At 32.6% G+C, this 25,852-nt stretch carries 16 protein-coding genes and 1 tRNA gene; 4 read left to right on the top strand and 13 right to left on the bottom strand.

Annotated elements, in window-relative coordinates:
- Positions 1 to 36: 36 nt before the first annotated feature.
- On the top strand, positions 37 to 1,683 hold the full coding sequence (locus NMK29_RS23565) for a solute:sodium symporter family transporter (protein ID WP_108805035.1): 1,647 nt from the start codon (positions 37 to 39) through the stop codon (positions 1,681 to 1,683).
- A 93-nt stretch (positions 1,684 to 1,776) separates the two neighbouring features.
- Positions 1,777 to 2,793, top strand: a complete 1,017-nt coding sequence (gene galE / locus NMK29_RS23560) for a UDP-glucose 4-epimerase GalE (RefSeq protein ID WP_027394979.1) — start codon at positions 1,777 to 1,779, stop codon at positions 2,791 to 2,793.
- Between the two features lie 89 nt (positions 2,794 to 2,882).
- Here the strand turns inward: galE and NMK29_RS23555 are convergent, their stop codons facing one another.
- From NMK29_RS23555 to NMK29_RS23525, 7 genes are all read right to left on the bottom strand, one after another.
- Positions 2,883 to 4,958: a peptidylprolyl isomerase gene (locus tag NMK29_RS23555; protein WP_108805034.1), complete on the bottom strand. Its 2,076-nt coding sequence runs from the start codon at positions 4,956 to 4,958 to the stop codon at positions 2,883 to 2,885.
- Between the two features lie 289 nt (positions 4,959 to 5,247).
- On the bottom strand, positions 5,248 to 6,516 hold the full coding sequence (locus NMK29_RS23550) for a hemolysin family protein (RefSeq protein ID WP_108805033.1): 1,269 nt from the start codon (positions 6,514 to 6,516) through the stop codon (positions 5,248 to 5,250).
- On the bottom strand, positions 6,516 to 6,713 hold the full coding sequence (locus NMK29_RS23545) for a hypothetical protein (RefSeq protein ID WP_234424322.1): 198 nt from the start codon (positions 6,711 to 6,713) through the stop codon (positions 6,516 to 6,518). Before NMK29_RS23545 ends, NMK29_RS23550 begins: the two co-directional genes overlap by 1 nt.
- 9 nt (positions 6,714 to 6,722) lie before the next feature.
- Positions 6,723 to 7,280, bottom strand: coding sequence for an LPS export ABC transporter periplasmic protein LptC (gene lptC, locus NMK29_RS23540; protein ID WP_108805031.1), 558 nt, complete (start codon positions 7,278 to 7,280; stop codon positions 6,723 to 6,725).
- Positions 7,280 to 8,653 carry a lipopolysaccharide assembly protein LapB gene (locus tag NMK29_RS23535; protein ID WP_108805030.1) on the bottom strand — a complete coding sequence of 458 codons (1,374 nt, stop codon included), beginning with the start codon at positions 8,651 to 8,653 and terminating at the stop codon, positions 7,280 to 7,282. Before NMK29_RS23535 ends, lptC begins: the two co-directional genes overlap by 1 nt.
- Positions 8,654 to 8,669: 16 nt before the next feature.
- Positions 8,670 to 9,917, bottom strand: a complete 1,248-nt coding sequence (locus NMK29_RS23530) for a hypothetical protein (protein ID WP_108805029.1) — start codon at positions 9,915 to 9,917, stop codon at positions 8,670 to 8,672.
- Positions 9,914 to 10,645 carry a type III pantothenate kinase gene (locus tag NMK29_RS23525; RefSeq protein ID WP_108805028.1) on the bottom strand — a complete coding sequence of 244 codons (732 nt, stop codon included), beginning with the start codon at positions 10,643 to 10,645 and terminating at the stop codon, positions 9,914 to 9,916. The genes NMK29_RS23530 and NMK29_RS23525 overlap by 4 nt, the downstream gene beginning before the upstream one ends.
- Positions 10,646 to 10,842: 197 nt before the next feature.
- On the opposite strand from NMK29_RS23525, the gene NMK29_RS23520 reads away from it, so the two are divergent.
- Positions 10,843 to 10,915: transfer RNA gene (locus NMK29_RS23520), tRNA-Phe, on the top strand.
- 130 nt (positions 10,916 to 11,045) lie between these two features.
- On the top strand, positions 11,046 to 11,969 hold the full coding sequence (locus NMK29_RS23515; protein WP_108805027.1) for a phosphatase PAP2 family protein: 924 nt from the start codon (positions 11,046 to 11,048) through the stop codon (positions 11,967 to 11,969).
- Between the two features lie 15 nt (positions 11,970 to 11,984).
- Here the strand turns inward: NMK29_RS23515 and NMK29_RS23510 are convergent, their stop codons facing one another.
- The 6 genes from NMK29_RS23510 to NMK29_RS23485 form a co-directional block, all read right to left on the bottom strand.
- Positions 11,985 to 12,896, bottom strand: a complete 912-nt coding sequence (locus NMK29_RS23510) for a hypothetical protein (protein ID WP_108805026.1) — start codon at positions 12,894 to 12,896, stop codon at positions 11,985 to 11,987.
- A gap of 1 nt (position 12,897) precedes the next feature.
- A complete protein-coding gene (locus NMK29_RS23505) occupies positions 12,898 to 14,259 on the bottom strand; it encodes a vanadium-dependent haloperoxidase (RefSeq protein ID WP_108805478.1) in 1,362 nt (453 codons plus the stop codon).
- A 19-nt stretch (positions 14,260 to 14,278) separates the two neighbouring features.
- A complete protein-coding gene (locus NMK29_RS23500) occupies positions 14,279 to 17,545 on the bottom strand; it encodes a VCBS repeat-containing protein (protein ID WP_108805025.1) in 3,267 nt (1,088 codons plus the stop codon).
- 27 nt (positions 17,546 to 17,572) lie between these two features.
- The gene (locus NMK29_RS23495; protein WP_108805024.1) at positions 17,573 to 20,899 is read right to left on the bottom strand and encodes a VCBS repeat-containing protein; all 3,327 of its coding nucleotides are present in this window, start codon (positions 20,897 to 20,899) and stop codon (positions 17,573 to 17,575) included.
- Between the two features lies 1 nt (position 20,900).
- On the bottom strand, positions 20,901 to 24,212 hold the full coding sequence (locus tag NMK29_RS23490; protein WP_108805023.1) for a VCBS repeat-containing protein: 3,312 nt from the start codon (positions 24,210 to 24,212) through the stop codon (positions 20,901 to 20,903).
- An 89-nt stretch (positions 24,213 to 24,301) separates the two neighbouring features.
- Positions 24,302 to 25,840: a RagB/SusD family nutrient uptake outer membrane protein gene (locus NMK29_RS23485; protein ID WP_108805022.1), complete on the bottom strand. Its 1,539-nt coding sequence runs from the start codon at positions 25,838 to 25,840 to the stop codon at positions 24,302 to 24,304.
- Positions 25,841 to 25,852: the final 12 nt, after the last annotated feature.

Here is a 25,852-nt window from a genome sequence, read left to right as displayed (position 1 = left end):
TAATCATCTGATTTATCAATTTAACACAAAACTTGTATGGGCATATTATCATTTATCGGATTTACATTACTTGTAGCAATATATGCTTGGTGGAAAACTCGGAGTACAGACGAAAAATCTGCTGATGGGTATTACTTAGGAGGCAGAAGTCTTGGTGCTATCACTATTGCAGGTTCATTATTACTTACCAATTTATCGGCAGAACAAATTGTTGGTTTAAATGGTCAAGCATTTACAGAAGGTATTCTGGTAATGGCTTGGGAGACACTAGCTGCTATTGCTATGATACTTACAGCTATATGGTTATTACCAAAATACATGAAAGTTGGTATTACCACCATTCCAGAATTTATAGAAAAACGTTTTGACGAAAACACAAAAGCAATACTATCTGTTTTATTTTTAATTGCGTTTAGTATTGTGTTGCTACCTACAATCCTTTATTCTGGATCACTAGCATTTAGCACTATGTTTGATTTACCATCTTTATTAAATCTATCCCAATCTGCTACTATTTCGCTTTGTGTATGGAGCATTGGATTGATTGGGGTTATATATGCAATTTTTGGAGGATTAAAAGCTGTTGCCGTGTCGGATCTTATAAATGCAATAGGTTTATTAATAGGCGGATTATTGATTCCATATTTCGGATTGAAGTTAATTGGTGATGGAAACATGATGAATGGTGTACAAACTTTGTGGACAGAAAATCGAGATAAATTTAATGTAACTGGAGGAGTTACTTCATCAATCCCAGTAGGAACTATTTTTACAGGAATGATGATTGCTCAAATGTATTATTGGGGAACAAATCAATCTATATTACAACGTGTTTTTGGCGCTAAAAGCTTAAAAGAAGGGCAAAAAGGTATGATGCTTGCTGCCTTTGTAAAATTTTTGATACCAATAATTGTTGTGCTTCCTGGAATTATTGCTTGGAATGTTTTTAATGGAGAACTTGATTCTGCGGATCAAGCCTATCCAGAATTAGTGCGAAAAGTTCTTCCTCCTGCGTTACTTGGTTTTTTTGCCGCTGTTCTTTTTGGAGCTGTTCTAAGTTCTTTTAATAGTTTATTAAATAGCAGCGCCACACTATTTGGATTTGACCTTTACAAAAAATTCTTTAAGCCTAATGCTAATGAACTTCAAACAGTAAAAGCTGGAAAACTATTTGGACTTATTATAGCCATAATTTCCATGACGATTGCACCATTTATAGCAAATGCTCCTGAAGGATTATTTTCCTATATTCAACAGGCATTAGGAAGTTTAAGTGTTCCTATTTTGGCGGTTGTTATCATTGGTATTTTAACAAAAAAAGTTCCTGCTATCGGTGCTAAAATAGTCCTAATTGCAGGAGTACTTATGTACTTAATAAGTTTACTCATTCTTGGCCCTTATTTTACAAATGAAGCCTTAGTAGAAGCTTCTATTAATGGCATTACAGATGTAGATCAATTAGCCATTATAAAAGCTGAAGCATATCCTCATTTTTTACATATTATGGGTATCTTATTTGTAATCAATGTAATTATCATGCTGATCATTGGAGTACTAAAACCAAAAACAGAAATTTACACACCTATTACCACGGATGTTATAGACACTACTCCTTGGAAATATGCCTTGATCACTGGAGGGATTATTACAGCTTTAGTAGTGAGTACATATTTGATTTTCTAATTACTAAAACTTATTCCTAATCTATTTTTAGTTATATATCATATTGTAGTAACTTTACAATATACTTTAGTAAAAACTCTTGAAAACAAAAAAATGAAAATACTAGTTACTGGTGGATTGGGGTTTATCGGATCGCATACCGTTGTAGAATTACAAAATGAAGGATATAATGTAGTCATTATCGATAATTGCTCAAACTCTACTGCAGAAGTTTTAAAGGGCATTAAAACTATTACAGGGAAAGAAGTTATTTTTGAAAATTTCGATCTTAGAGAAAAGGATAAAGTTGAAGATTTTTTTAATCGCCACGCTGATATTGAAGGAATTATTCATTTTGCTGCTTCGAAAGCTGTAGGAGAAAGTGTAGAAAACCCCTTATTATACTATGAAAACAACATAAGTGTTCTAGTTTATATTCTTAAAGAATTACAAAAAAAAGACCGAACTAGTTTTATATTCAGTTCTTCTTGCACTGTGTATGGACAAGCAGATGAGCTACCTATTACCGAAAATGCTCCTGTTAAAACCGCAGAATCTCCATATGGAAATACAAAACAAATAGGTGAGGAAATTATAAAAGATACTTGTAAAGTAAAACCAAACTTAAACGCGATCGCATTGCGTTATTTTAATCCTATTGGAGCCCATCCTTCTGCAGAGATTGGAGAATTACCAATTGGGGTTCCGCAAAACTTAGTTCCGTTTATTACTCAAACAGGAATTGGACTTAGAGAACAACTTTCGGTTTTTGGTGATGATTATCCTACGGAAGACGGAACTTGCATAAGAGATTATATACATGTAGTAGATCTTGCAAAAGCACATGTAGTAGCTTTAGAACGTCTAATAAAAAATAATAACACTTCTAATTATGAGGTATTTAATGTAGGAACAGGAACTGGTAGTTCTGTGCTAGAGGTTATACAGTCATTTGAGAAAGTATCTGATAAGAAATTAAACTACAAAATTGTAGACCGAAGAGAAGGTGACATTACTGCTGCTTATGCAAATACAGACAAAGCAAATAACGAATTGGGCTGGAACGCTAAGAGCAGTCTAGATGAAGCATTATCTTCTGCCTGGAAATGGGAACAAAAAGTGCGAAAATAATACCTTAAAATTTAATCATACTAAACAAAAAATCCTGAAGATTATTTCTTCAGGATTTTTTTATTTAAAATATTTTACTAATCTATTTTTTAATAGAAATTAGCTCTTTTGTCTTCTATCTCAGCAGCTTCTTTTAATGCATTAAACACTCTAGAATTAACTGCGTTGGCTTGCGTCTTAGATTCTTGTGCAGCATAGCTCATATACGTATCTAATCCACTAGCAGGAGTTTTCTTTGTTACAGAAACAACATAAACTCCATTATTCCCTACAATTGGTTCAGAAATTTGACCACTCTCTAAAGCGAATGCAGCACCAACAACTTTAGGTTCTGTTCCAGCTCCACTTATCGTAGGTGTTTTCATATTTAATGCAGATGCAGTCTTAACTGTTTGAGATTGATTTTTAGCAATATCTTCTAAGGTGCTTCCTGAAATTTTCTTTTTAAGCATTTCAGCTTTTTTCTCCTTAATAAGAATAGGTTTTACTGAAGTACTTGCGTCTTCTACTTTTTGGGTTCCTTTAGATGCTTTTGCTGTAAGTTGTACAACAGCATATCCACCAGTAACATCAAAACGTTTTACATCTCCTACCTTAGTTTCTTCCTTAAATGCCCATTGAACAATTGATCGTTGCGCACCAATTCCTGGAATATTTTCTGCTAACTCACTAATTTTATTTACTGGAAGAACATTATATTCACCTTCCTTTGCTTTCTCAGCAAAATCAGCATCTTTTGTAGCGATTTGAAATTTAGTTGTTTCCGTAAAAATATCGTTGATAGTTTTTTCACTAGCCTCTATCTCTCTAGCGATGGTTCCAACCTTAACAGCTTTTTGTTCGTTCTTTTTATCCTCAATAGTAATAATATGATATCCAAAAGCAGTTTCTACTACTCCCATATCTCCAACATTATTATCTACAATGTAATCATTAAATGCCGGTACCATTCTACCTGGAGGAAAATAACCTAAATCTCCACCTTTATCCTTATTAGAAGTATCTGCAGAAAAATCTTTTGCTAATGTTACAAACTTAGCTTTATCAGTCTTTACTACACTTAGCAAACTATCTGCAAGTGTTTTTGCTTCTTCCTTAGTTCTTTCAGTATCACCAGCTGTACCTAAACCTTTCCAAGAAACTAAAATATGGCTAGCCTTTAACGAATCATGTAGTTGTTTTTGTGCAACAACTTTAGAAATTTTAATGTATTTTCCATCCTTATAAGGTCCATAAACCTCTCCAACTGGAACATTATATAAAGTATCACTAACAGTAGTTGGTAGATCTTTCTTAAAAACAAAACGATCTTCATACTTTAATGCAGATCCCTTATCTAGATTTATAAATTCTTCGATATTTTCTGTCGTTTTAAGACCATCTATATCCTTAGATACCTCTGCTATCAATTGATCTTCATCTTGCTGACTTGGCTCTTCTTTAAAGAACACATATCTCATATTTCTAGAAGCTTCCGCCTGATATAAGTCAGGATGTTTGTCTACGTAAGCCTTAATCTCAGCATCAGATATATTCACATCCGTATCTGGTATTCCTGAAAATGGAAGTTGAACATATTTTATATCTACAACATCGTTTTCCATTTTATAAGCTAGCTCTCCCTCTTTAAGAGTTACGCCAACTCCAGCTTTGATCATATTTAGATACGTTTCTTCTAAAGCTCCTTTACCCAAAGATATTTTATAGTCTGTCCATTGCTGGTAAGCTACAGGGTTTCCTTTAATACTAGCAACATATTCTTGCATCTTTGCTTTATCAAATACTCCAGCTTCGTTTTGAAAAGTTGGATTATTTGCCAATCCTTCTTCTAACAATTGATTTACCTGATCTGCTCCAGCTCTAATTCCTAATTCTTCAAATTGTCCATCAAAAACGATCTGTCTAACTTCTTGATTCCAAACATAATTTACAGTCTGTAAATTTGATCCATTGGCTCCAAAATTTCTAGATGCTGTCTCGACTTTTCTTGCAAAATCAGTTCTATCAATTTCTTTCCCATTTATTGTAGCAATAATATTTGCTGCTTTTTGAGAAATAGCTCCTCCATTCCTAATCAAATCCGCTAATACGAATGAGAAAAGCGCTAAAGCGATAATCACAATTAAGAAAACGGAACGTTGTCTGATTTTATTTAAAACTGCCATTTTAAGTTTAATTTATTGAAATATAGTGGGCGAAAATACCATTTTATTAGAATATTACCAATTAAAGACAGAAAGTCTTTACAAGTTTTTTTGGTTTTTATTTTTGAATAGATCTTTCGATTAATTTTAGTGAATAATTTCTATCTAAAACAAAAGCTATCTCATTGATTAAAAGAACACTAAAGGTCTTTCCTGTTGTCAACATAACAACAAGTGTTTTTCAAAAAAAATCTAATCAATTAAGAATAATAAGAAGGCATATATCAAATATACATCGGTTTATGAATCATTAATCCTCTAACAGGGTTTTTAATTCTACAATTTCGATTTTAGTATTCGAAGTTTCAATAATATTGATGGTTACTGAATCTATGTTTACAATATCTCCTTGTTTAGGAATTTCCTCAGTATGATTAACTATCATCCCGCCGAGTGTTTCATAATACTCACTTTCCGGAAGGTTTAGTTTGTAGGTTTCGTTAATATAGTCCACTTCCATTCTGGCAGAAAAACGATAATGATTTTCATCTAGTTTCTCCTCTATTAGATCTACAGAATCATGCTCATCTTCTATTTCTCCAAAAAGTTCCTCTACAATATCTTCAACTGTAATAATACCACTTGTCCCGCCATATTCGTCAATCACAACAGCAATACTTTTATGTTTTTTAGTCAACAGATTTAACACATCTTTGACATACATGGTTTCTGGAACAAAAACCACTGGCAACAAAATAGATCTTATAGATTTTGGCTTTTTAAACAATTCAAAAGAATGTACATAACCAATAATATCATCAATAGTTGCATTAAACACCAAAACTTTGGACAAACCAGTATCTATAAAAAGTTGACTAACCTCTTCTAAGGATTGAGATTTTTCTATAGCAATGATTTCAGTTCTCGGAATCATAACTTCTCTAGATTTTACGTCCGAAAAGTCCAGTGCATTTTGAAAAATCTGAATTTCGCTATCAATTTCATCATGTGCTTCGACAGTTTCCATTTGCTCATTAATGTAATCTCCTAATTCAGTTTTTGTAAATGCTAATTGCACCTCATCTCCATCTGTTTTAAGAAATTTCTTAAGTACAAAATCTGATATCCAAATAACAAAAGATGATATAAACCAGAATAATACATAAAAAAAATACGCTGGTAACGCAAACACTTTCAGTAACGTATTAGCATAAATCTGAAAAAAAACTTTAGGTAAAAACTCTGCAGTTAGCAAAATAACTAATGTAGAAATTATAGTCTGTAGCAATAAATTAAAACTTGGTGCCATATCTGGATAATATCCTTGAATAAAACCCATGACTAATTCTCCCATGTAAAACCCGTATACTACTAATGCTATATTATTACCTACTAACATAGTAGCAATAAACTTAGAGGGTCTTTTCGTTAACCGAGATAAAATATTAGCAAGAAAACCATCTTGCTTTTTTTCTATTTCAATGTGAATTTTATTAGAAGAAACATAGGCGATCTCCATCCCAGAAAAAAAAGCGGAGAGAATAACAGAAAGTACAATTACTATAATTTGTAACTCCATTAATTGTTGTCCTTGTTATTGGCATCAAATCTTTTTCTAAAGTTTCTTTTGAAGAAAAACATAAAAATTGCTACTCCAGCAAAACATAGATACAAAATACTGCGACTATCTTCTTTTCCCCATTCTTCATAAGCTTGATACAGAAAAAAACACATAATAGCTAAGTAAGCAATTTCAAAAAATCTAAAAATTTTCATCATATAAGTTTATTCTTCGATGAACATTATTCCTTCATTGATGCGAGAATTCAAGATAGTAAAATCTTGATTAGCATCAAAACCGTCTGCTTCGTTAACAGTACCATCCGGAAGAATGCTTTTATAAGGTTGATCAGTAAACACCCAGTTAATACTTTGATCCCAATACAACTGACGTGCCATAAGATGAGTACTATCTGCAGTCTTAATATCTACATTTCCTCTCATATCAATAAGCCCCGTTTCTTTATAGAATATTGCATAATCCGATTTTACAACACTTACTTTTCCATCTTTATCGATCATATCTAAAACAATACCTTCTGGAAACTCCTGAAATCCAAAATTTCTATTTGTATAATCTTTTATTTTAGGTGTTCTAAGAATTGCGGTAAGTCTACCCGAATCGGTATACTTTAAATTCACCTCCAATGCTTCTGCAATAGGAGCGTCCTCAGTAATGTTATAGTTATTAGTTTTGGACGTGTTTGATTGACACGAAAAAAACAATGTCACAGCAAATGCTGTGACAAAGTTTAATAATATATATGAATTCTTTTTTTGCATTATAGCTTCGGCACTTTAACCGTTTCACCAATCCAACATCCTATTTTTACTGATTTAATTTCAGGATTATTAAAAATATCTGTTTTAGAAGGTGCTTTTGCTTTGTAGTTAGCTGCAGTTGCAGTTGCAATTTTCTTTAAACTAGGATCTACACTACCAGCTTTTCTAGCATATCTTTCAGCCAACCAATATACGGCTCTCTTACTAAACACATCAGTACCACAACTATTAGCACTTTTAGCAACCATTGCTGCAATTTTAAGGTAAGCTTGACCAAATGAAGGCTTATTTGCTAATGCTTTCTTATAATTAGATCTAGCTTGAGCATAACTTCCTCTTTTTCTATGCACCTCTGCAATTCGATAGTATACATTAGCCTTATCACTAGCTTTAGTCTCTAATTGTGCAGACTGATTAAAATATTCCAGCGCTTTAGATGTTTTCTTATCCTTAAGTGCTAATATACCTAAATACTTAGCCGACTTCGCTGATGGATCTGCTTTATGAAGAGCTTCTACCATCTTGAAAAACAATGGATCATCAGTACATTCTTTAGCAGACATTCTACCTGCAGCTCCTTTTAACCAATTAACATCAGTCTTTTTACTTTCGAATTGACCAGAATAAAGAGGTATCAGGTTTTCACAATCTGCTCTTGCCCCAATCTTTTGATTAATTCCAGCTTTTACTTTACTATAAGCTCTTAAATTAATTCCAGCGTTTTTAAGACTTCTTTTCTCTTTAGAATTCAGTGTTGCTCCAGATTCTTCTTTTTCTGTAAGCGTACTAATTGTCTTTGCTTTTTTACTCTCTTCTTCTTCAATCTTCTCTGTAATATCATCATACAAATCAAATACATCTTGAAGATCTTTCTTACCAGCATCTTGTAACTCTACTAATAAGTAAAAATAAGTATATAATTTTTTTGCTCCATTAAAGTTAGCTTTATCCTCAGTATATGCTTTATGGAATTCTGCAAATTGAGAATCCGTTGTTCCTATTTTGTTAGCATACATAAGCTGACCTATATCAGAATGCATATCTCCTATTTGCGTTTTAGCAGGGAAATACTGATATCTTTCTTTTAACAACGCAATAAGTTCGTTCGCATACTGAGTTTTTTCTCCATCGGTAGCCGCCTTTTTTAATTTAGACTCTATTAATTTCTGACCAAACTGGTAAGTTGCAACACTATATGAAGGGCATTCTTTTCTTACTTTCCATAAAGGCGCTTCTGCGGCCTCATAATTTTTTACTTTAGCGTGCTCATAGGCAATAGAAGCCGTAGTCGCACAGTCAGTAGCCTGAGCACTAACTCCTGTAGCGCTTAAAACTAATCCTGCTGCTATCGTATATAACACTTTAGTATTCATAGCTGTATAATTGTAGTTAATTAAATTTCACTTTTCTAAACCATCTATCATTTAGGGATAAACTTAATGATAGATTAAAAAATTCTTCCTTTACTAATCCTGCGTTGGTAGTTCCTCTTGTTCCGAACTCAAAACCTACATTAGCATTGGAGAATAAGTTGCCAACTGGTAACCCTACTCCAAAAGATATGCCAAACTCATTAATAGCTTGTCCATTGATATTTAAACCGGTCTCCTCATATCTCAATCCTGCTCTATAAACAATCCTATTAAGGTAACTTGTTAGCGAATTATATTTAGGTATATAATACCCTCCTAATTTTACCTTTGAAGCATTTTCGTATACAACATTATCTGATGTAAATGACCTGTTATCAAATTTACTAGCATCAAGATACGTATACTCAGCTCCCACGAACCATTTTTTAGATTCTCCTATTCCTGCACCAACTTTTACCTCTGCAGGAAGATCTAAATCTCTATCCTCTACTGCAATATCTTGTCGCTCCACAACTAATTCGGCTCCATTAGTTAAAACCTGAACAGTTGCTAATTCTAGACTATTCTCTGATTTTAATTTAAATGAAGGAGTGGACACAAGTGAAGTAGTTAACTCTAATTTTTCTGTTAGCATCTTTTTATAGGCAACCCCAAAAGATAAGCTAACTCCCGACAAATCAGAATTATTGATTTCTCTTGTATCAAATTCTAGCTCTGAACGTTTAAGAATTGCTTTATTCTCAATGTTCCCAAAGTTATAATTAATATCTAAACCAACGCTTAAATTCTCGTTAACTTTAAATCCCGCTGCAACAAACACTTTGTTAAGACCACCTGTTCCAAGGAACTGATTTTCTGAACCATCATCATTAAATGAATTTGTTTGATATCCAACAGAACTTACAGGAAGCACACCAAAACCAAAGCCAAATTTGCCGGCAGGAATACCTATGGCTAGGTAATCCAAAGATGCATTATCTTTATATGAATCTTCACCTGCAGCATTATCTAGATTTAAACCATTATAATTGGCACCTAATGTATATGTTGTTAATTTCAATTCTCCATACGATGCGGGATTCTGAAGATTTAAGTGAATACTGTCTGTAAGTATACCCAATCCCCCCATCGATCTATTTTCTACTGTTCCCTTAAACTTCTGTAACCCTATTCCATAAAAAGAATAAGGAGAAGAAGTTCCTTCTTGAGCATAAGATACGCTGGTAACTATTACCAGAATGACTACTAAAATCTTCTTTATCATTGACTGTTATTAAAAGCTAAAATGTGATTTAGTCCCTCCAATAAAAAATTAGAGGTGGCAAATATGCTATTTTTTAATCTTTTAGACAAAAAATGTGCATCTCCTCCGGTTAAAATAACTGTTAAATCGGGGTAAGTGTTGCAATATTCTGCAATTGCACCCTCAATTTCATACAAAACACCATTCACAATTCCAGAATGTATTGCTTGATTTGTTGTATCACCAATATAATTTTTCGGCGACTCTAGCTCTAATAACGGTAATTTTGAAGTGTAATTATGCAAACTTGCATATCTTAAACTTAAACCTGGCGCAATTGCTCCTCCCAAATATTCCTCATCTTTATTTTTAAAATCATACGTAATACATGTTCCCGCATCAATAACTAGTGCATCTTTTTTTGGAAACTGACCTACTGCGCCAGCAACTAAACCTAAACGATCAACACCTAAGGTAGTAGGTGTAGCATACATATTTTTAAATGGCATTCTTACTGTATGATCCAAAATAATCGTATTAAACAAATTTTTAATTATCGCTATATCTTGTTTCTTAATGATAGCAACAGAAGAAATTATTGCATTATTGATTAAGGGATAGTCTTGGTAAACTTTTTGTATTACCTTGGAGAAGTTCTCTGACTTCAGTGTTTCTTTGTAAACAATTGAATCTTTTTCGAAAACACCTATTTTTATAGAAGTATTACCTACATCAATAATGAGATTCATTCGTTTGTTTTTATTTCCTGAGTAATCGATTCTACTTTTCTTTAAAAATTATAATCTTTTTTCTATTATCCACAACTTCTAGATTACAGGATATTACGTGCTTTTATTTAAAGTTTGTAAAAGTACAAAACGATTTTTTTAATTTTTTCTTTTGAGTATTAAAAAAAGCGTTCTATATTTGCATCCGCTTACAGCAAGGTGCCTTAGCTCAGTTGGTAGAGCAAAGGACTGAAAATCCTTGTGTCCCTGGTTCGATTCCTGGAGGCACCACCTTTAAAGCCCAAACAAATTGTTTGGGCTTTTTGCTTTTTACACCTAAAAGCTTACAAAACGATTCAATTTTTTGCATTTGCCATTTGTTTACAAATAAGTTATTATTTTTGTTTACCAAATTATTCCTATGAAATATTTCCGCGTGTTACCTGCTTTCTTTTTGCTTTTTCTTATTTCAGAAAACTCCAATGCTCAAGAAAAATCTAATGAGAATCAGAAAGAACCGGTTCAAGAATCCATTGAAGAACTATCTAAAGAGAATGCTGAAGATGAATCTAATGATTTACAAAGCAACATGACTCGATGGCAAATGCTAAAGTATGATGGAGTTTCTGCATTTGGAGGTTTAAAACACGCATATACACAACCGTTTAGATGGAAAGGAAAGGATTGGGCCACATTTGGAGGAATTGTAGCAGGAACTACGCTTCTTTACCTAATAGATGAACCTGCGAATGATTTTTTTACAGATCAAAGAGATGATGTTCCTGATTTTATTAGAGAAACGGGATTTCGTTTTGGAAAACCCCTTGTAAACTATGGATTGACAACAGGAATATATGCTTTTGGACTAATTACAAAAAATGAAAAAGTTCGCAAAACAGGAGTATTACTAATTGCTTCGGCAACTGCAGGTGGAATTATCCAAACTGTCAGCAAAACACTAGCTGGTCGTGCCAGACCTTATACAGGAAAAGGTAAAGATGCTTTTAAATTCTATAGTAGCGAAGCTGACTACCACTCTTTCCCTTCTGGTCATGCCATATTATCATTTACAACTGCATATGCAATTAGTAAACAATTCAAAAACCCTTATATAAAAGGAGGTATTTACGCTTTGGGTTTAATCTCACCAGTATCACGATTATGGGAAGGTGCCCATTGGTTAACTGATGTGACTCTTGGTATTGTTCTTAGTGTCGTTATTGTCGATGGAATTGACAACTACCTGAACAAAAAAGAAAGATATGTTTACGATAGTAAGAAGTTTAAGATTAAATGGGACCTTAGACTTGGGGCAGGTCAGTTAGGAGTAATTGGCAGATTCTGATAATCATTAAAACTATTAATTTTTATTCGAAATCGGCACGAAAATTTCGGCTTTCCATTGAGAAGCATCACCGTCTTGCATTGGATTATTATAGAATATTTCTAGAGGTTTTTTTACAATTGAAATATTTCTTCTTTCGGCATACGCTATAAGTGCAAACCAGGCTTGATCACTATTTCTGTAATTACCGTAGAAAACAGCTTTTAAGGCTTTTTTTGGAGGTGATTTATCAAATTTAACTATTGAATTTAATGGCAGAGAATCTGTTTCCTTTATTGGAAAACCAAAATCAAACTTGATTGTATCATCTAAAACATCCCATTCTTTAATTTTTACAAATGGTGCTCCATCAACCGTTACATTATTTTCTAATATCTTTGGATAAAGATCAGAATTAGTTCTCATCATCATACCTGCCTTACCAAAACGATTAGAAGATGATGAAACAAATAAATACGTTAAACTAGGTATTTCGGATTCTCCTTCTATCTCTATTTTAAAAGTATCTGCAAAATCATTGGCTTGCTTACCAAAAACTTTTAGCTCTTTTTTTAATCCTCTAGTAAAGATTGTTTCACCCATAAGTATTCGTACTCTATTCTGTATGGAATACTCTTTAGAAATTGCACCTACTTTAATTTTAGTTATAGAATCGTTTAAACTTTCTAAAGTCCAATCTAGATTAATAACAGTATCTTTTACTGTTACTTTTTGGGACACTTGCTTAAACAACGTAGTATCCAAAGTGGTAATATTTTTAGCCTTTGGATCTTTGCCCCAAGACTCCCAACTAATTACCTGATAATACACACTACCTGGAGAACCTTTGACACTAAAAGAAACTTGATAATCATATTTTTTTATAAATAAATACCAAATAGAAACACCTATTAGTATTACCAAAGCTACAACTGCAATTCTCTTCATACTAGTTAGAACTTGCGACTTTAGAATTCGAAATATTCATTTTTAACTTACGTACTACAAAACTTCCTAATGCACGTCCTTGATCTAAACCTAAATCAATAGCTGCTCTATAATGAATCCCACCATACAACCTGCTTACAGCAGCTTCATCAGCCGCTTGATTAAAGGATATAAAGGAACGAACAGGCAATCCATATTGTAATTCGGTATCATCATCAAAAGAAAAATTATCTCCAAAAATATCCGTAAGAACAGTAGACGCTGCTCCAGAAACTACAGAATGTCCACTTGTATATTCGGGAAATGGAGGTGTCTGCAATACAGGTGTCCAATTTTCATCTATATGTTGATTAATCAAAGTTTCTGGGCGTATCAAATTACTTCTATATTTCTCGTCCCAACAACTTATAAAAGCATCTGCAATTGCGATGGAAGTTTTTGTATAAGCAAACACAGTCTTCGCAAAATCAGCATTTGTTTTTTTACACGCTATTTTACAAATACCTATCCAATGAGCTCCTGGTGTAATTTTCTTCGTAGCAAACATTAGATGTCCCTTATGTGTCGAAACATAAGGGTTGCAATCCCAGAATTGAGCTATTTCTAATTTTTCTGATTTTTCTCCTTCTTCTTTTATCGTATTCCCTACCTCATAAGTTTCCATCAATTCTTTATAAAAAGGTGTATCTTTTTCTAACGAAAAATCTGGATATCTAGCTGGCTTAAACTGAGAAGAAGAATCAATAATAGAAGGTCTTATTTCTTTCCAATGAGGTTCTATGCCATCCATATAATCTGGTGGAGTAGGTTGCCATCTAGAAGGATCTTCTGTATTAACCGAAAACTTAGGCATCGTTCTAGTTTGCGCATAATTATCGGAAGCGTACCAAATCTTAATATGCTCCGCAACCGCTAAACCATAGGTTTTAGAATCATTAAATATTTCTTCATTCTGTAATTCCCAAAAACCATACAAACTATCTCTGTAAACTTCTACTCGATCTTCGGAAAAAAGTAATGACTTTCCTACTTCCATATACGCCACTAATGCAGAAAGTTTATGATTTATATGTTTAGTCGTATCAGCGACAGGAATATTTTTTAGGTTATGTAATTGATTTGATAAAGTATTATAACCTGCCCCTTCTTGTCTTATCACCTCATAAGCAGCTATATTAGCATAGTTATATATGCGACTTGCTACAGGAGGAGAAAAAATATCATGTACCATTACCTCTGTGATTTTATCTACTGCATTATGGTAATCTTGAGCCGTAATTACAATCTGCTTTTCTTCTTTTTGACAAGCGTTTAAAAAAAGCAACGAAGAAGTAATTAAAAATAAACTCTTACTCTTAGTCATTACGTTAATTTTGCTCCATTTATTGAAACATTTCATAAATCTCTGCTTTTCCATTGTTTAGTGTGATAAGTAAATAATCCTTATTTACAAAATTAATAATATTTAATCCTCTAACGGATTTTTGACTTAAGTTAATCCCCAATTCTTGTGCTTTAATTATTAAAGCATCCTTTCCTATTATAGCACCTGCAAATCCATCAAACCTTCCGTGATATGGAATTACTCCGAAATAATTACCAGCTAATAACACTTCTTCTGTTCCATCTTTATTAAAATCATATTTTAACATCGACAATATAGGAGCTAATTGGAGTGAATCATCGAAAGGGACAAATGAAAATGTTCCTTGATCATTTTTTAAGTATCCAGAAGCTAGTTCGTGTACTTCAAACAACTTTGCATTTTCTAATACATCTTTACCAAAAATTTGATCTACAGTTTTACCTGCAAAACCGGTATAAGTAGTAAATTTTTTCTTGAGATAATTAAGCTGACTTGATAACTCATCTAATGCTAAAGCCGTATAATATTTACCATTCTTGGGTATTGCAACAATAGTTTCTGTTGTTTTGTTTTTATCAAAATCAGAATAATACATTTTTAGTGGTAAGTCTGAAGAAGCGGTAAACTTAGAATTTAGTCCAAAATTACCGAGCAAATAATCATTATCACCATCATTATCTATATCGAATTCGATAATAGATTGCCAAAGACCGTTTAAATTTCTTGGCAAAAATTTAGCAGTAACATCTATTAATTTTCCATTTTCATTTTTAAAAAAGTGTGGAGACATCCATTCTCCAATGACGATCAAATCTTTTATTCCATCACTATCAAAATCATCCCAAATAGCATCTGTTACCATACCTACTTGTATTAAATCAGGATTTTCTTTGATCGTAAAATTTCCTTTATCATTAATTAAAAGGTATGAATTTGGCATCTTACCAAAATCATTAGAAACGGCATACCCTCCAACGAAAATATCTAAATCACCATCGCTATCTACGTCATGAGTTTTTATTACCGATTCGTGTTCATATAGCTCCGGAAAACTACCTTTTACTAATCCTTTATCTGAATTTAAATACAATCTATCTATTAATTCCTTAGAGTTACCATAAAATTCGCCGCCAGAAGAACAGACCAATAAATCTTTTATCGTATCATTATTAAGATCTTCGATGATAGCTACTACATCTTCTTTCTTTTTATCAATATCAAGAATTTCCAACCGTTGCTCTTCGAAACCAGTTGCTGTCTGAATATATATTTTAGAAGACTCAAGTTTTGAACTTCCAAAGAAAACATCTTCTTTCCCATCATTATTAAGATCACCTATCGCAGTGGCAGGACCTCGATCAGAAATTTTATATGGAATTAATTTTTGGCGATTAAAATCTGTATAATTATTCTCTTTATGTACATATTGTAATCCAGGGATAGAGTCTATTTCCTTAAACCAACCTTTATTTTTAGGAAACAATTCTTCATAATTCACAATGTTTCTTTTGTGTAACAATTTAATTGTTAATGTTTGATTTGTAGTTATATTTTCTGCTACTTGAATCGTATTATCCGGCCATATAATTTTCAGAGAATCTATAGCTGCAATCGTATCGTACCCAAAATGAATCATAGGCTCTGAAGAGGATTGAAATCCCTTAGAAGTAAATAATTGTTTGTACTGAGCAATTCCCCGATGATAGGACAACACCTTAGTCCCAATACCTAGTTTATTATTATCTTTAAAATCAAATTTTAGTTTTAAAAATCGTTTTTGACCATTTGTTTTATTTCTATAAAAAGAGGGTCTCGCATTAATATTATTAGTTACAATATCTAGATCGCCATCATTATCAAAATCTGCATAAGCACTTCCTGTAGAAGCAGTGTTTTCTATCGGAAGCCAGCGTAATGATTTATCATTAAATTGAATCTCTTTATCTCCTTTAAAAATATAATTCTGTACTTCTCCGGAAGGCATAATATTTAAAGCCTCGTTATCTACTAACTTGGAGCTATTTAGCTTTTCTTGAATTTTCTCATTAGAGATATACTTAATATAATCGAGATCATTAGGACGTTTTGGGATTCCATTCGATATAAATACATCCTGCTCTCCGTCTTGATCATAATCCGCAAATAACGCTGACCAACTCCAATCAGTTGCAGCTACACCACTTAACAAAGCAGTTTCTTCAAAATAACTCCCTTGATTAACCTGAAGCATATTACGAGCATATTGATTATGATATCCTAATCGATTGATTCGCATCTGTAACATATCTACAGTTTCATCTCCAGCAGAAGCTTTGAGAACGTTTTCATCCTCTGGAGTCATATCCAATGTTATAATATCTGGATATCCATCGTGATTGATATCTGTTACATCATTACCCATAGAAAAGCGACTCGTATGGCCAAACTTTTCTTTTAGTGATTCACTAAAAGTACCGTCCGTGTTATTAATATAATAGTAATCATCTTCGTGAAAATCATTACTTACATAAATATCTGTATATCCATCATTATTAAAATCAGCAGTTGCGATTCCAAGACCATATCCATTTCCTCCTCCAAAAATCCCAGCTTCTACACTTACGTCTGTAAAGACTTTACCATCATTACGAAGCAGCTTATCACCACTTTCAGAACTTCGATTAATTCTAAGAGATGCTCTACCAAAAGAATTTTGAGTATGGATTGCATGATTTAATAAATACATATCCAAATCCCCATCATTGTCATAATCAAAAAAAGCAGCCGATGTACTGTAATTTTGAAAATCTAGTTTATACTCTGAGGCTTTTTCGGTAAATGTATTATCCCCATTATTAATGAATAATTCATTTTTTCCTTCTAGTCCTTGTAGCCCGACCACGGCACAAACATAAATATCGAGATATCCATCTCCATTAATATCCGCCATTGTGGTACCTGTATTCCAATCAGAATGCCCTATTACTCCCGCTTTATCCGTAATATCTTCAAATTGAAAATTTCCTTTATTAAGATACAATTTATTCTCGCCCTGATTAGAAGTAAAAAACACATCAACTAAATCATCTTTATTGATATCCCCAACAGCTACACCAGCTCCATTATAATAATATAGATAATCCAAAATATTTAACTCCTCGGTAGGAACTAACGTATTCTGAAATGACACGTTTGAAACCTCTGAAGTAACTTTATCAAATAATTCTCCTTGATTGGTTTCTTGTTTCTGACATCCTACTAAAAACAACAGCCCAAAAGTTAATATGATCCTATTTTTAATCATTTGTGTGAATTCTATTCTTTTTGGATATTATTTCGTGTTCATTTTAAATATTTTAGGCATTTGATTATTAATCCCTACAAGTAAATATTTTTCTCCAGATTTATTTTCTAACCAGTGCATTGCTCTAACCTCATCCTCTACCGAAAAGCCTGAATATTTTTGATTTTCAAAATTGCCTTTCCCATCTCCTAACAAAACATTTCCTCTACTAGCATCTAATCTTGAGAACTGTGGTTTAAAATTATAATTATTCCCTGCAATTATGAGATCTATATTTCCATCTTTATTTACATCTTCTGTCTCTACATCGCAGATACAAGAAAGTTGAGTTTCTTTAGGAAGTTCTTTTATTTCAAAATTATTATCACCTATATTGTAGGCAACTATACTTGCAAAGTTATTTACCGTTTTAATAGTTGTATTGTCTAAAACTTCTTTAGAAAACAACTCATTGATCGCCTTGGTTGCATATTCCGAAAATTTGAGATTCTGTTTCTTTAAGATATTTATTTGGGCTGTTATTTCTTTCTTTAGATGTATTGGAACATCTTTACCGTCAATTGTTTGTGTAATAATTTGTTCTACAGTACCATTATTATCAAAATCATTGATATACATTTTAGAAGGAGATTCTGTGCTACACTGATATATAGAATTCAATCCTCGATTTCCTAAAACTAGATCTGTATCGCCATCATTATCCAAATCACTTGCTTCTAAAGTATTATACCATCCAGAAATTGAATCTAAATTTGTTTTAATTAAATTTAAAGATTTTCCATCATTAATAAACATCTTTGGAGACATCCACTCACCTACTACAATAAGATCTTTTTTACCATCAGAATTTATGTCATTCCAGATAGCATCTGTAATCATTCCAATGTTTTTAATATCAATTGCTTTACTTACCGTAACATCTATAAAGTTACCATTACCATCATTTTCCAGAAAATAACTCTGAGGAGAAACACCATAGGTACCAATAACACTATGACTTCCTGCAAAAATATCAACATCTCCATCCTGATCATAATCATAAGCAGTTATTACAGAAATATTAGTATTTGTTGGTTTAATAATATTTCCTCTAGAAAAATTCCCTTTTCCATCATTAATATAACTTCGTACACCTGCTCTGGCTCCTTTAAAATTCCCACCAGAACCTATTACCAAATCTAAATCCTTATCTCCATCAATATCCTCGAAAACCGCGGTTACATCTTCGAAAAACTCTTCAGTTTCAAACGAAGTAGCTTTTAATTCACCAGAAGCATTCTGCATATACAACTTTCCTTTTTGACCATATGCTCCTCCTATATACACATCATCATTTCCATCATTATTTACATCAGAAATAGCTATTGCTGGTCCTTCTCTAGATTGCATTTTATAGACTAACCCTTCATAATCAAAATCTACATATGAATCTTCTTTATGAGCTGGTAGATCGTGTGAAACTTCTTTAAAATAAGATATACTTTTCTGGGAAATATATTGATAGTTTTGATTTGCGTTTTTATGGTTTAATGTAATCTGTTTATTTAATTGAACATCGTTTAATAATTGTGATTTTCCATCAGGATAAATAACACGTAGGGAATCTATTTTTTCATTTTGCCCTAACCCAATAGTCATTACATATTCAATAGATGATTGAAAACCTCGAGTAGGAATCAACTCTTGTCTAATTATCTCATCTTTAACATACAGCTCAACAATACTACCTATCGCATAGGTGTTTTTATCCGTTCCTTTAACCTGAACTTTCAGGTAATTATTATGCTTCTTCTCGCTATTATTTTTATAAATAGAAACAGGCATATTAAAGTTGTTTACTACTAGATCTAAATCACCATCATTATCTAGATCTCCATAAGCAGATCCGTTAGAGAACGTTGGCTCCTCAAAACCCCAGTCTTTGGTTTTATCCAAAAAACTAAGATTTCCTTTATTTCTAAAAGCATAGTTTGGTATGGGAGTAGATGGCATTTTATTAATAATCGAATCGACTTCTTCTTTCTTACCGGTTAACGTCATCTTCTGTATGATATCATTGGCAAAAAAGTTCATGAAATCTTGATCTGTTAGATCATGATATATCCCATTACTAACATAAATATCACGATACCCATCATTATCCATATCAAAAAGTAACGCTCCCCAACTCCAATCTGTTTTAGCTACCCCGCTATAAAAAGCAATTTCAGAAAATGTATTATCTCCATTATTGAGCTGAAGCGAATTTTGCATATATTGATTGTAGAAATCTCTACTCTTCTTCAATTTATACACATCATAACTTTCGAAAGAACTAGTCTCTTTTAATCGTTGATCGTCTTCTGGAAGCATATCTGTTACAAAAATTTCTGGATACCCATCGTTATTAATATCCGCCATATCTGCTCCCATAGAAGAAATACTAAGGTGTTTTACCCAATCCTTAATTTCCTCGTTAAATGTTCCATCACCCTGATTTATATACAAATAATCTCGCTCATAAAAATCATTGGACACATAAATATCTGGAAGTAAATCTTTATTAACGTCCCCTATTGTTACTCCCAATCCAAAACCTATTAGACTTCCAAATATTCCGGCTGTCTCGCTTACATCAGTAAACACGCCATCATCATTTCTCATTAACTTATCTCCTCCACCTTTCAGAATCTCAGGAATATCCCAATCTTTTGCACGAAGATTACGCTTGTTTACGTATCCCAAACTACTTACTGGTATAAAACTATTGTTAAGTATATATACATCAAGGTCGCCATCCATATCATAATCAAAAAAAGCCGCATGAGTGGTAAAACCACTATCAGCTAAATTATATTCTTCAGCTTTTTCAGTAAATGTTATAATTCCCGTATCTGGGGATGGACCATTATTTATAAAAAGTTCATTCTTTTGATCATCACCTTCTACATTTCCAGCATTACATACATAAATATCTAACAACCCATCTGCATTAATATCCACCATAACTACACCGGTAGACCAAGAATTTTTTCCGGTTATACCAGCAGATTCAGAAACATCCTCGAATGTCAAATTTCCTTTGTTAAGATATAGTTTATTCTCTTTTCTATTAGCAGTTAGATATACATCTGGTAGACCATCATTATTTATATCGCCAATCGCTACTCCTCCTCCGTTATAAAAATTTCTATATGTAAAAATATTGAAGTCTTTTTCGTTATCGACTTGATTTACAAAATCAATTTTTGTCTCTTCGGGAGTAAGTTTAGTAAATAAAGTATCCTCTTGTTCTATCTCTAATTTCTCAATTTTTTCCTTCGCACAAGATGAAAGGATAAGAATTATAAAACTCCTATATAAAAATTTATTCATATTACTCTTTTATCTTTTTGACTAACTGGATACTATCATTATTTATTCCGAACAATAAATATTCTTCTTCTTTTATTCTTATGGGTTTAATAGATCTAACCGCTCCCTTAACATTCAATTCTAAAGCTTCTGAACTAACAAATCCTCCTTTTTTATTATTTAATAATATAGTTCCGTATGATCCATCTAACCTACCCAATTGGGTACTAATTTCATAAGTGTTTCCCCCGAGAATTATGTCAGGATATTCATCCTCATTCATATCATGAATTAGTATATCATGAACTGAAGAAATTTGCGTTTCCCAAGACAAATCATGTGCTACAAAATCTAAACCTCCTTTATTCTCAAAATATGTCGTAGTAAGCATATACACTTGTTTTTTTTCTGCTTGATCCATTTTATCTTTTGAAAAATAATCCTTAAAATCAGCTTCAGAAAAAGCTTTATAGGACAAAAACTTTTTGTTAAGCTCTGGTATTTGCTTAGTCAATTCATCCTTAGTAGCTATAGGAGTTTCTCTTCCTTGATAGAAATAAGTTACTATTGGATCTACTTTACCATTATTATCAAAATCGTTTAAATATAACTGAATTGGTTGTTCTACAGAAGCCTTTAGCCTGCTATTTTGCCCCCAATTTCCTGCAATAATATCTATATCTCCATCTTTATCTATGTCACTAATTGATATACAATTCCAAAAACCATGTGTTTTACTCAATGAATGGATATCCTTTTTAAGAAGATTTCCTTTTCCATCATTGATAAATATGGTAATAGGCATATAATGACCAGCTACTATTAAGTCCTGATAACCATCATTGTTAGCATCAATAAATTTTGCATCATATACTAATCCAATAGTATATAAATCTGGTGCCATATCTAAAGTAACTTCTATAAAATTACCTTTTCCATCATTTAGAAAAAGATAATTTTTAGATGATTTTCCGTAGAATCCAGTTAAACTATTACTACCTATAAAAATATCTTCATCACCATCACTGTCTATATCAGAAGTAATTACAACCGAGGCATTCATCTTAATGTCCGGAAAAGCATTTGAATTCTCTTCAAATTCACCTTTGTTATTTACAAACAAAACTGGACTCGACTCATATCCCGCATAATTTTCATTACCCCCATAAACTGTGATTAGATCCAAATCACCGTCGGAATCTGCATCAAAAAAATGTTGATCAACATCTTCATATTTTTTATAAACATCTAAATCAGGTTGTTCTGTTTTTTTAAACGTTCCTAACTTTTCCTGTAAAAAAATCGTTCCAGATCTAAATCTCCCTCCAGGAGTATAAAAGTCATCTAATCCATCTTTATTTATATCCATAACAGATATATGAGGACCTTCATTAGATACCGCATATGGAGCCAAAGGTTCTACACTAAAATCTTTAGTTTCATAATCTTGGTGTTTATACTTAATCGGTTTAGGTTCTGCTCCAAGAATATCTGATTTTTCTTCAACAATTACCTGCGAGGTATTTGTACTATTTTGAGTTAAAGATATTGTACTATTTATTTCTACGTTTGTATATACAGAACTATCGCCATTAGGCCATGCTATCTTAATAGAATCTAAGACTTTGTTATCCCCTAAACCAAAATGTAAAATTTGAGAAACAGAAGACAAGTAGCCTTTAAAAGGGTTAACACTAGAAGTTTGCAATCCATTTTTAGAAAATACTGTTGCTTTTGCTCCTATTGCATTTAAATTTTGCCCAACACCTTTTAACTTTAATCTTAGGTAATTATGATTCATAATGGTATCTGCTCGATTTTTATAAACAAAGGCTTTACCATCAATGTTATTAGTAATAATATCTAAGTCTCCATCATTGTCTAAATCTGCATACACAGCTCCATTACTATATGATGGGATATTTTTGGACCATTGATTGGATACATTTTCGAAAGTTAAATCACCATTATTACGGTAAAAATAATTGGTAGTTTTTTTATTTGGCAGTTCATCAATTAAAGCCAAATCTTCTTTGGTCATGCCGTTATCTATACGTTTCTGAATATTATCATTAGCGATAAAACTTATAAAATCCATATCATTCGTAGCTCCTTTAATTCCGTTAGAGATAAAGACATCTTTGAACCCATCATTATCATAATCTGCAATTAAGGGCGCCCAACTCCATTCTGTAGCAGCTATCCCTGCAAAAAATGCAATTTCACTAAAACCTTCTCCTCCTCGGTTTAGTTGTAATCCATTCTGCATATACTGAGGTTTATAACCATTTTTAAGATATTGGTTATAAATAGTAAAACCATATTCAGTTCCAGATGATTTATACGTACTAAGATCCTCTGGCAACATATCTAGAGATAGGATATCGGTCCATCCATCATTATTTATGTCTGCAATATCGACACCCATAGAATAATGAGATGTATGCTGAATCTTAGAAAAATTAGAAGTAATTACTTCTTTAAAAATTCCATTTCTTTGATTGATATATAAATAGTCATTTTCAAAAAAATCGTTACCTACATATATATCCGGATATCCATCATTATTGATATCATCTGTAGCAATTCCTAATCCATAGCCTATACCACCTTGAAAAATTCCTGACTCCGCGGAAACATCAAAATACTTTCCATCATCATTTCTGTATAACCTATCACCAGAAAGAAAGTCAACTTGTTTACGTTTAGAACCTCTTCCATAACTACGATTAGGGTACACGGAATGATTTAACAAATACATATCTAAATCTCCATCTAAATCATAATCAAAAAAACTAGCCTGAGTAGAAAAACTAGAGATATCGAGATTGTAAAGCGAAGCTTGCTCTTCAAAAACTGGGATACCATCGCTATCTGGTCCTTGGTTTACAAACAATTTATTCTTCCCTTTTAAACCTTTATAATCTCCAACTTTACATACATATATATCTTGTAATCCATCATTATTAATATCTACAGTTATCACGCCAGTAGACCAACCATTAGTATCCTTTAGTAGATCCGTTGTAACTTCTTTAAATTTAAAATTCTTTTGATTAAGATACAATTGATTCTCATCCTGATTGGACACGAAATATATATCTTCCCAACCATCATTATTAAAATCGTTAACTGCCAAACCTGCTCCATTATAATAATAGAGATAGGTAAGAATATTAAGATCTGGAGTATCTTTTAAATCATTTCTAAATGAAATACTCGTTTCTTTTTCTGACAATAACTCAAAAAAATGACGCTCTCTATCCTTTTTACAAGAAATTAATACAATTACTAGTAGTAAGTTACAACAGATATTTTTTAAATAATTGAACAATTGTGATATCTAAATTTGAATATATTAATTAGTAGAGCCCTTCAATTTTTGAAGGGCTCTACTCTAACAAATCTTAGCAATTTAATATGTTAGTAACCAGGGTTTTGTATTAAATTAGGATTCGAAATAAGTGCTCCAGAAGGAATCGGGAACAACACTCTAAAATCTTCAGTATTACTTTTTAGCCCCCAAGTCTCTGCAAACTTACCAAAACGAATTTGGTCATTACGTCTCCAGAATTCTTTATATAATTCTCTTCCTCTTTCATCTAGAATATCCTGTTCAGTTACTGCGGTTAAACTAGTGGAAGTATTTCTAATTGTTCTTAATTCGTTAATCATCGTTAATGCATCATCTCCAGAAGCACCACCTCTAAAAATCGCTTCTGCCTTCATTAAATGCGCATCCGCATATCTAAATACAATTTCATGATTTGTAAAAGAACCATTTTCTGGGTGATATTTTATAGTACGAATTCCATTTCTTTCATCATTCCCTAATAAACCAGGGAAATCTCGAGTAAAGATTAAAGGTTGTCCTGGTCTATCTGTTAACGCTGCTCCAGTTTCATCATACTGTTGTCCTATTAAAAAACCAAAACCAATACCTAAATTAGATCCGTCCGTAGGCACAAAACCTCTTCTTTCTTCTTGTCCACTACCCGGAACATTAGTATTAGGATCTCCTTCAAAAAGATCGTAAAACTCTGCTAAAGTAGAAAAACCATTCCATCCTCCTCCACCATTATCTGGAGCATTTTGATTATAATGTAGACCATTCCACATTCTATTTCCTACACCTGTTTCTGCAAACCAAATAGTTTCATTATCGACATCTTGTTTAAAAATATCGAAATAACCGGCTACTAACCCAAAACCATCTCCAGCAATAGCGTCTACAGCATTTACCACAGCAGTCATATCTGTAGCATCAGGAGTACCTGAACCATTATAAATATGCTTATTTAAAAGTACTTTAGCTAACAAATAATTACCTGCAGCTCTAGAAGCTCTATTAGTAGAAGCACTAGGGCCTACAACTGGTAAATCAGGAATTGCTTCGTTTAAATCTGTAACTACAAAATCTAAAGCCTCAGCTCTTGTAAATACTCTAGGATCAATTTCCGGACCTTCGTCTGGCTCTCTAAAAGGAACTTGACCATACATATCCATAATCCAAAACATACTAAATGCTCTTAAAAACTTAGCTTGTGCTAATTGCGAAGCATCTGCACCACTTCGCGGATCTATAATTTCTGTAGTATTAAAAACATTCGTATTCATGTTATTCCAGTTGTTTAACACAAAAGGATGAATTGCGCTCCAAGTATGCTCATGTAAGTTTCTCCATAATCCATTATCACCCCAGTCAGTTCCTCTGGTAGGGATTAACAACTCATCCGAAGTAACTTCATTTAAAGCATATAAATCAGCTTGATTCCCAATCTGTCCATATAATGAATTATAAACATTCGTAACTGCTGCATCCACATCTCCAACTCCAGAAAATTCTCCAGTTAAGTTTTCAATTACCGAATCAGTAGGCTCTATCTCCAAATCTGTACAGGAGACCAATAGCATTATTGACATTAATGCCGATAATCCAAATTTAAATTTCTTTTCTTTCATAATCTTAATTTT

The sequence above is a fragment of the Aquimarina sp. Aq107 genome (assembly GCF_943733665.1).
In the GTDB taxonomy this organism is placed as follows: domain Bacteria; phylum Bacteroidota; class Bacteroidia; order Flavobacteriales; family Flavobacteriaceae; genus Aquimarina.
This window is presented reverse-complemented; position numbering and strand designations above follow the sequence as displayed.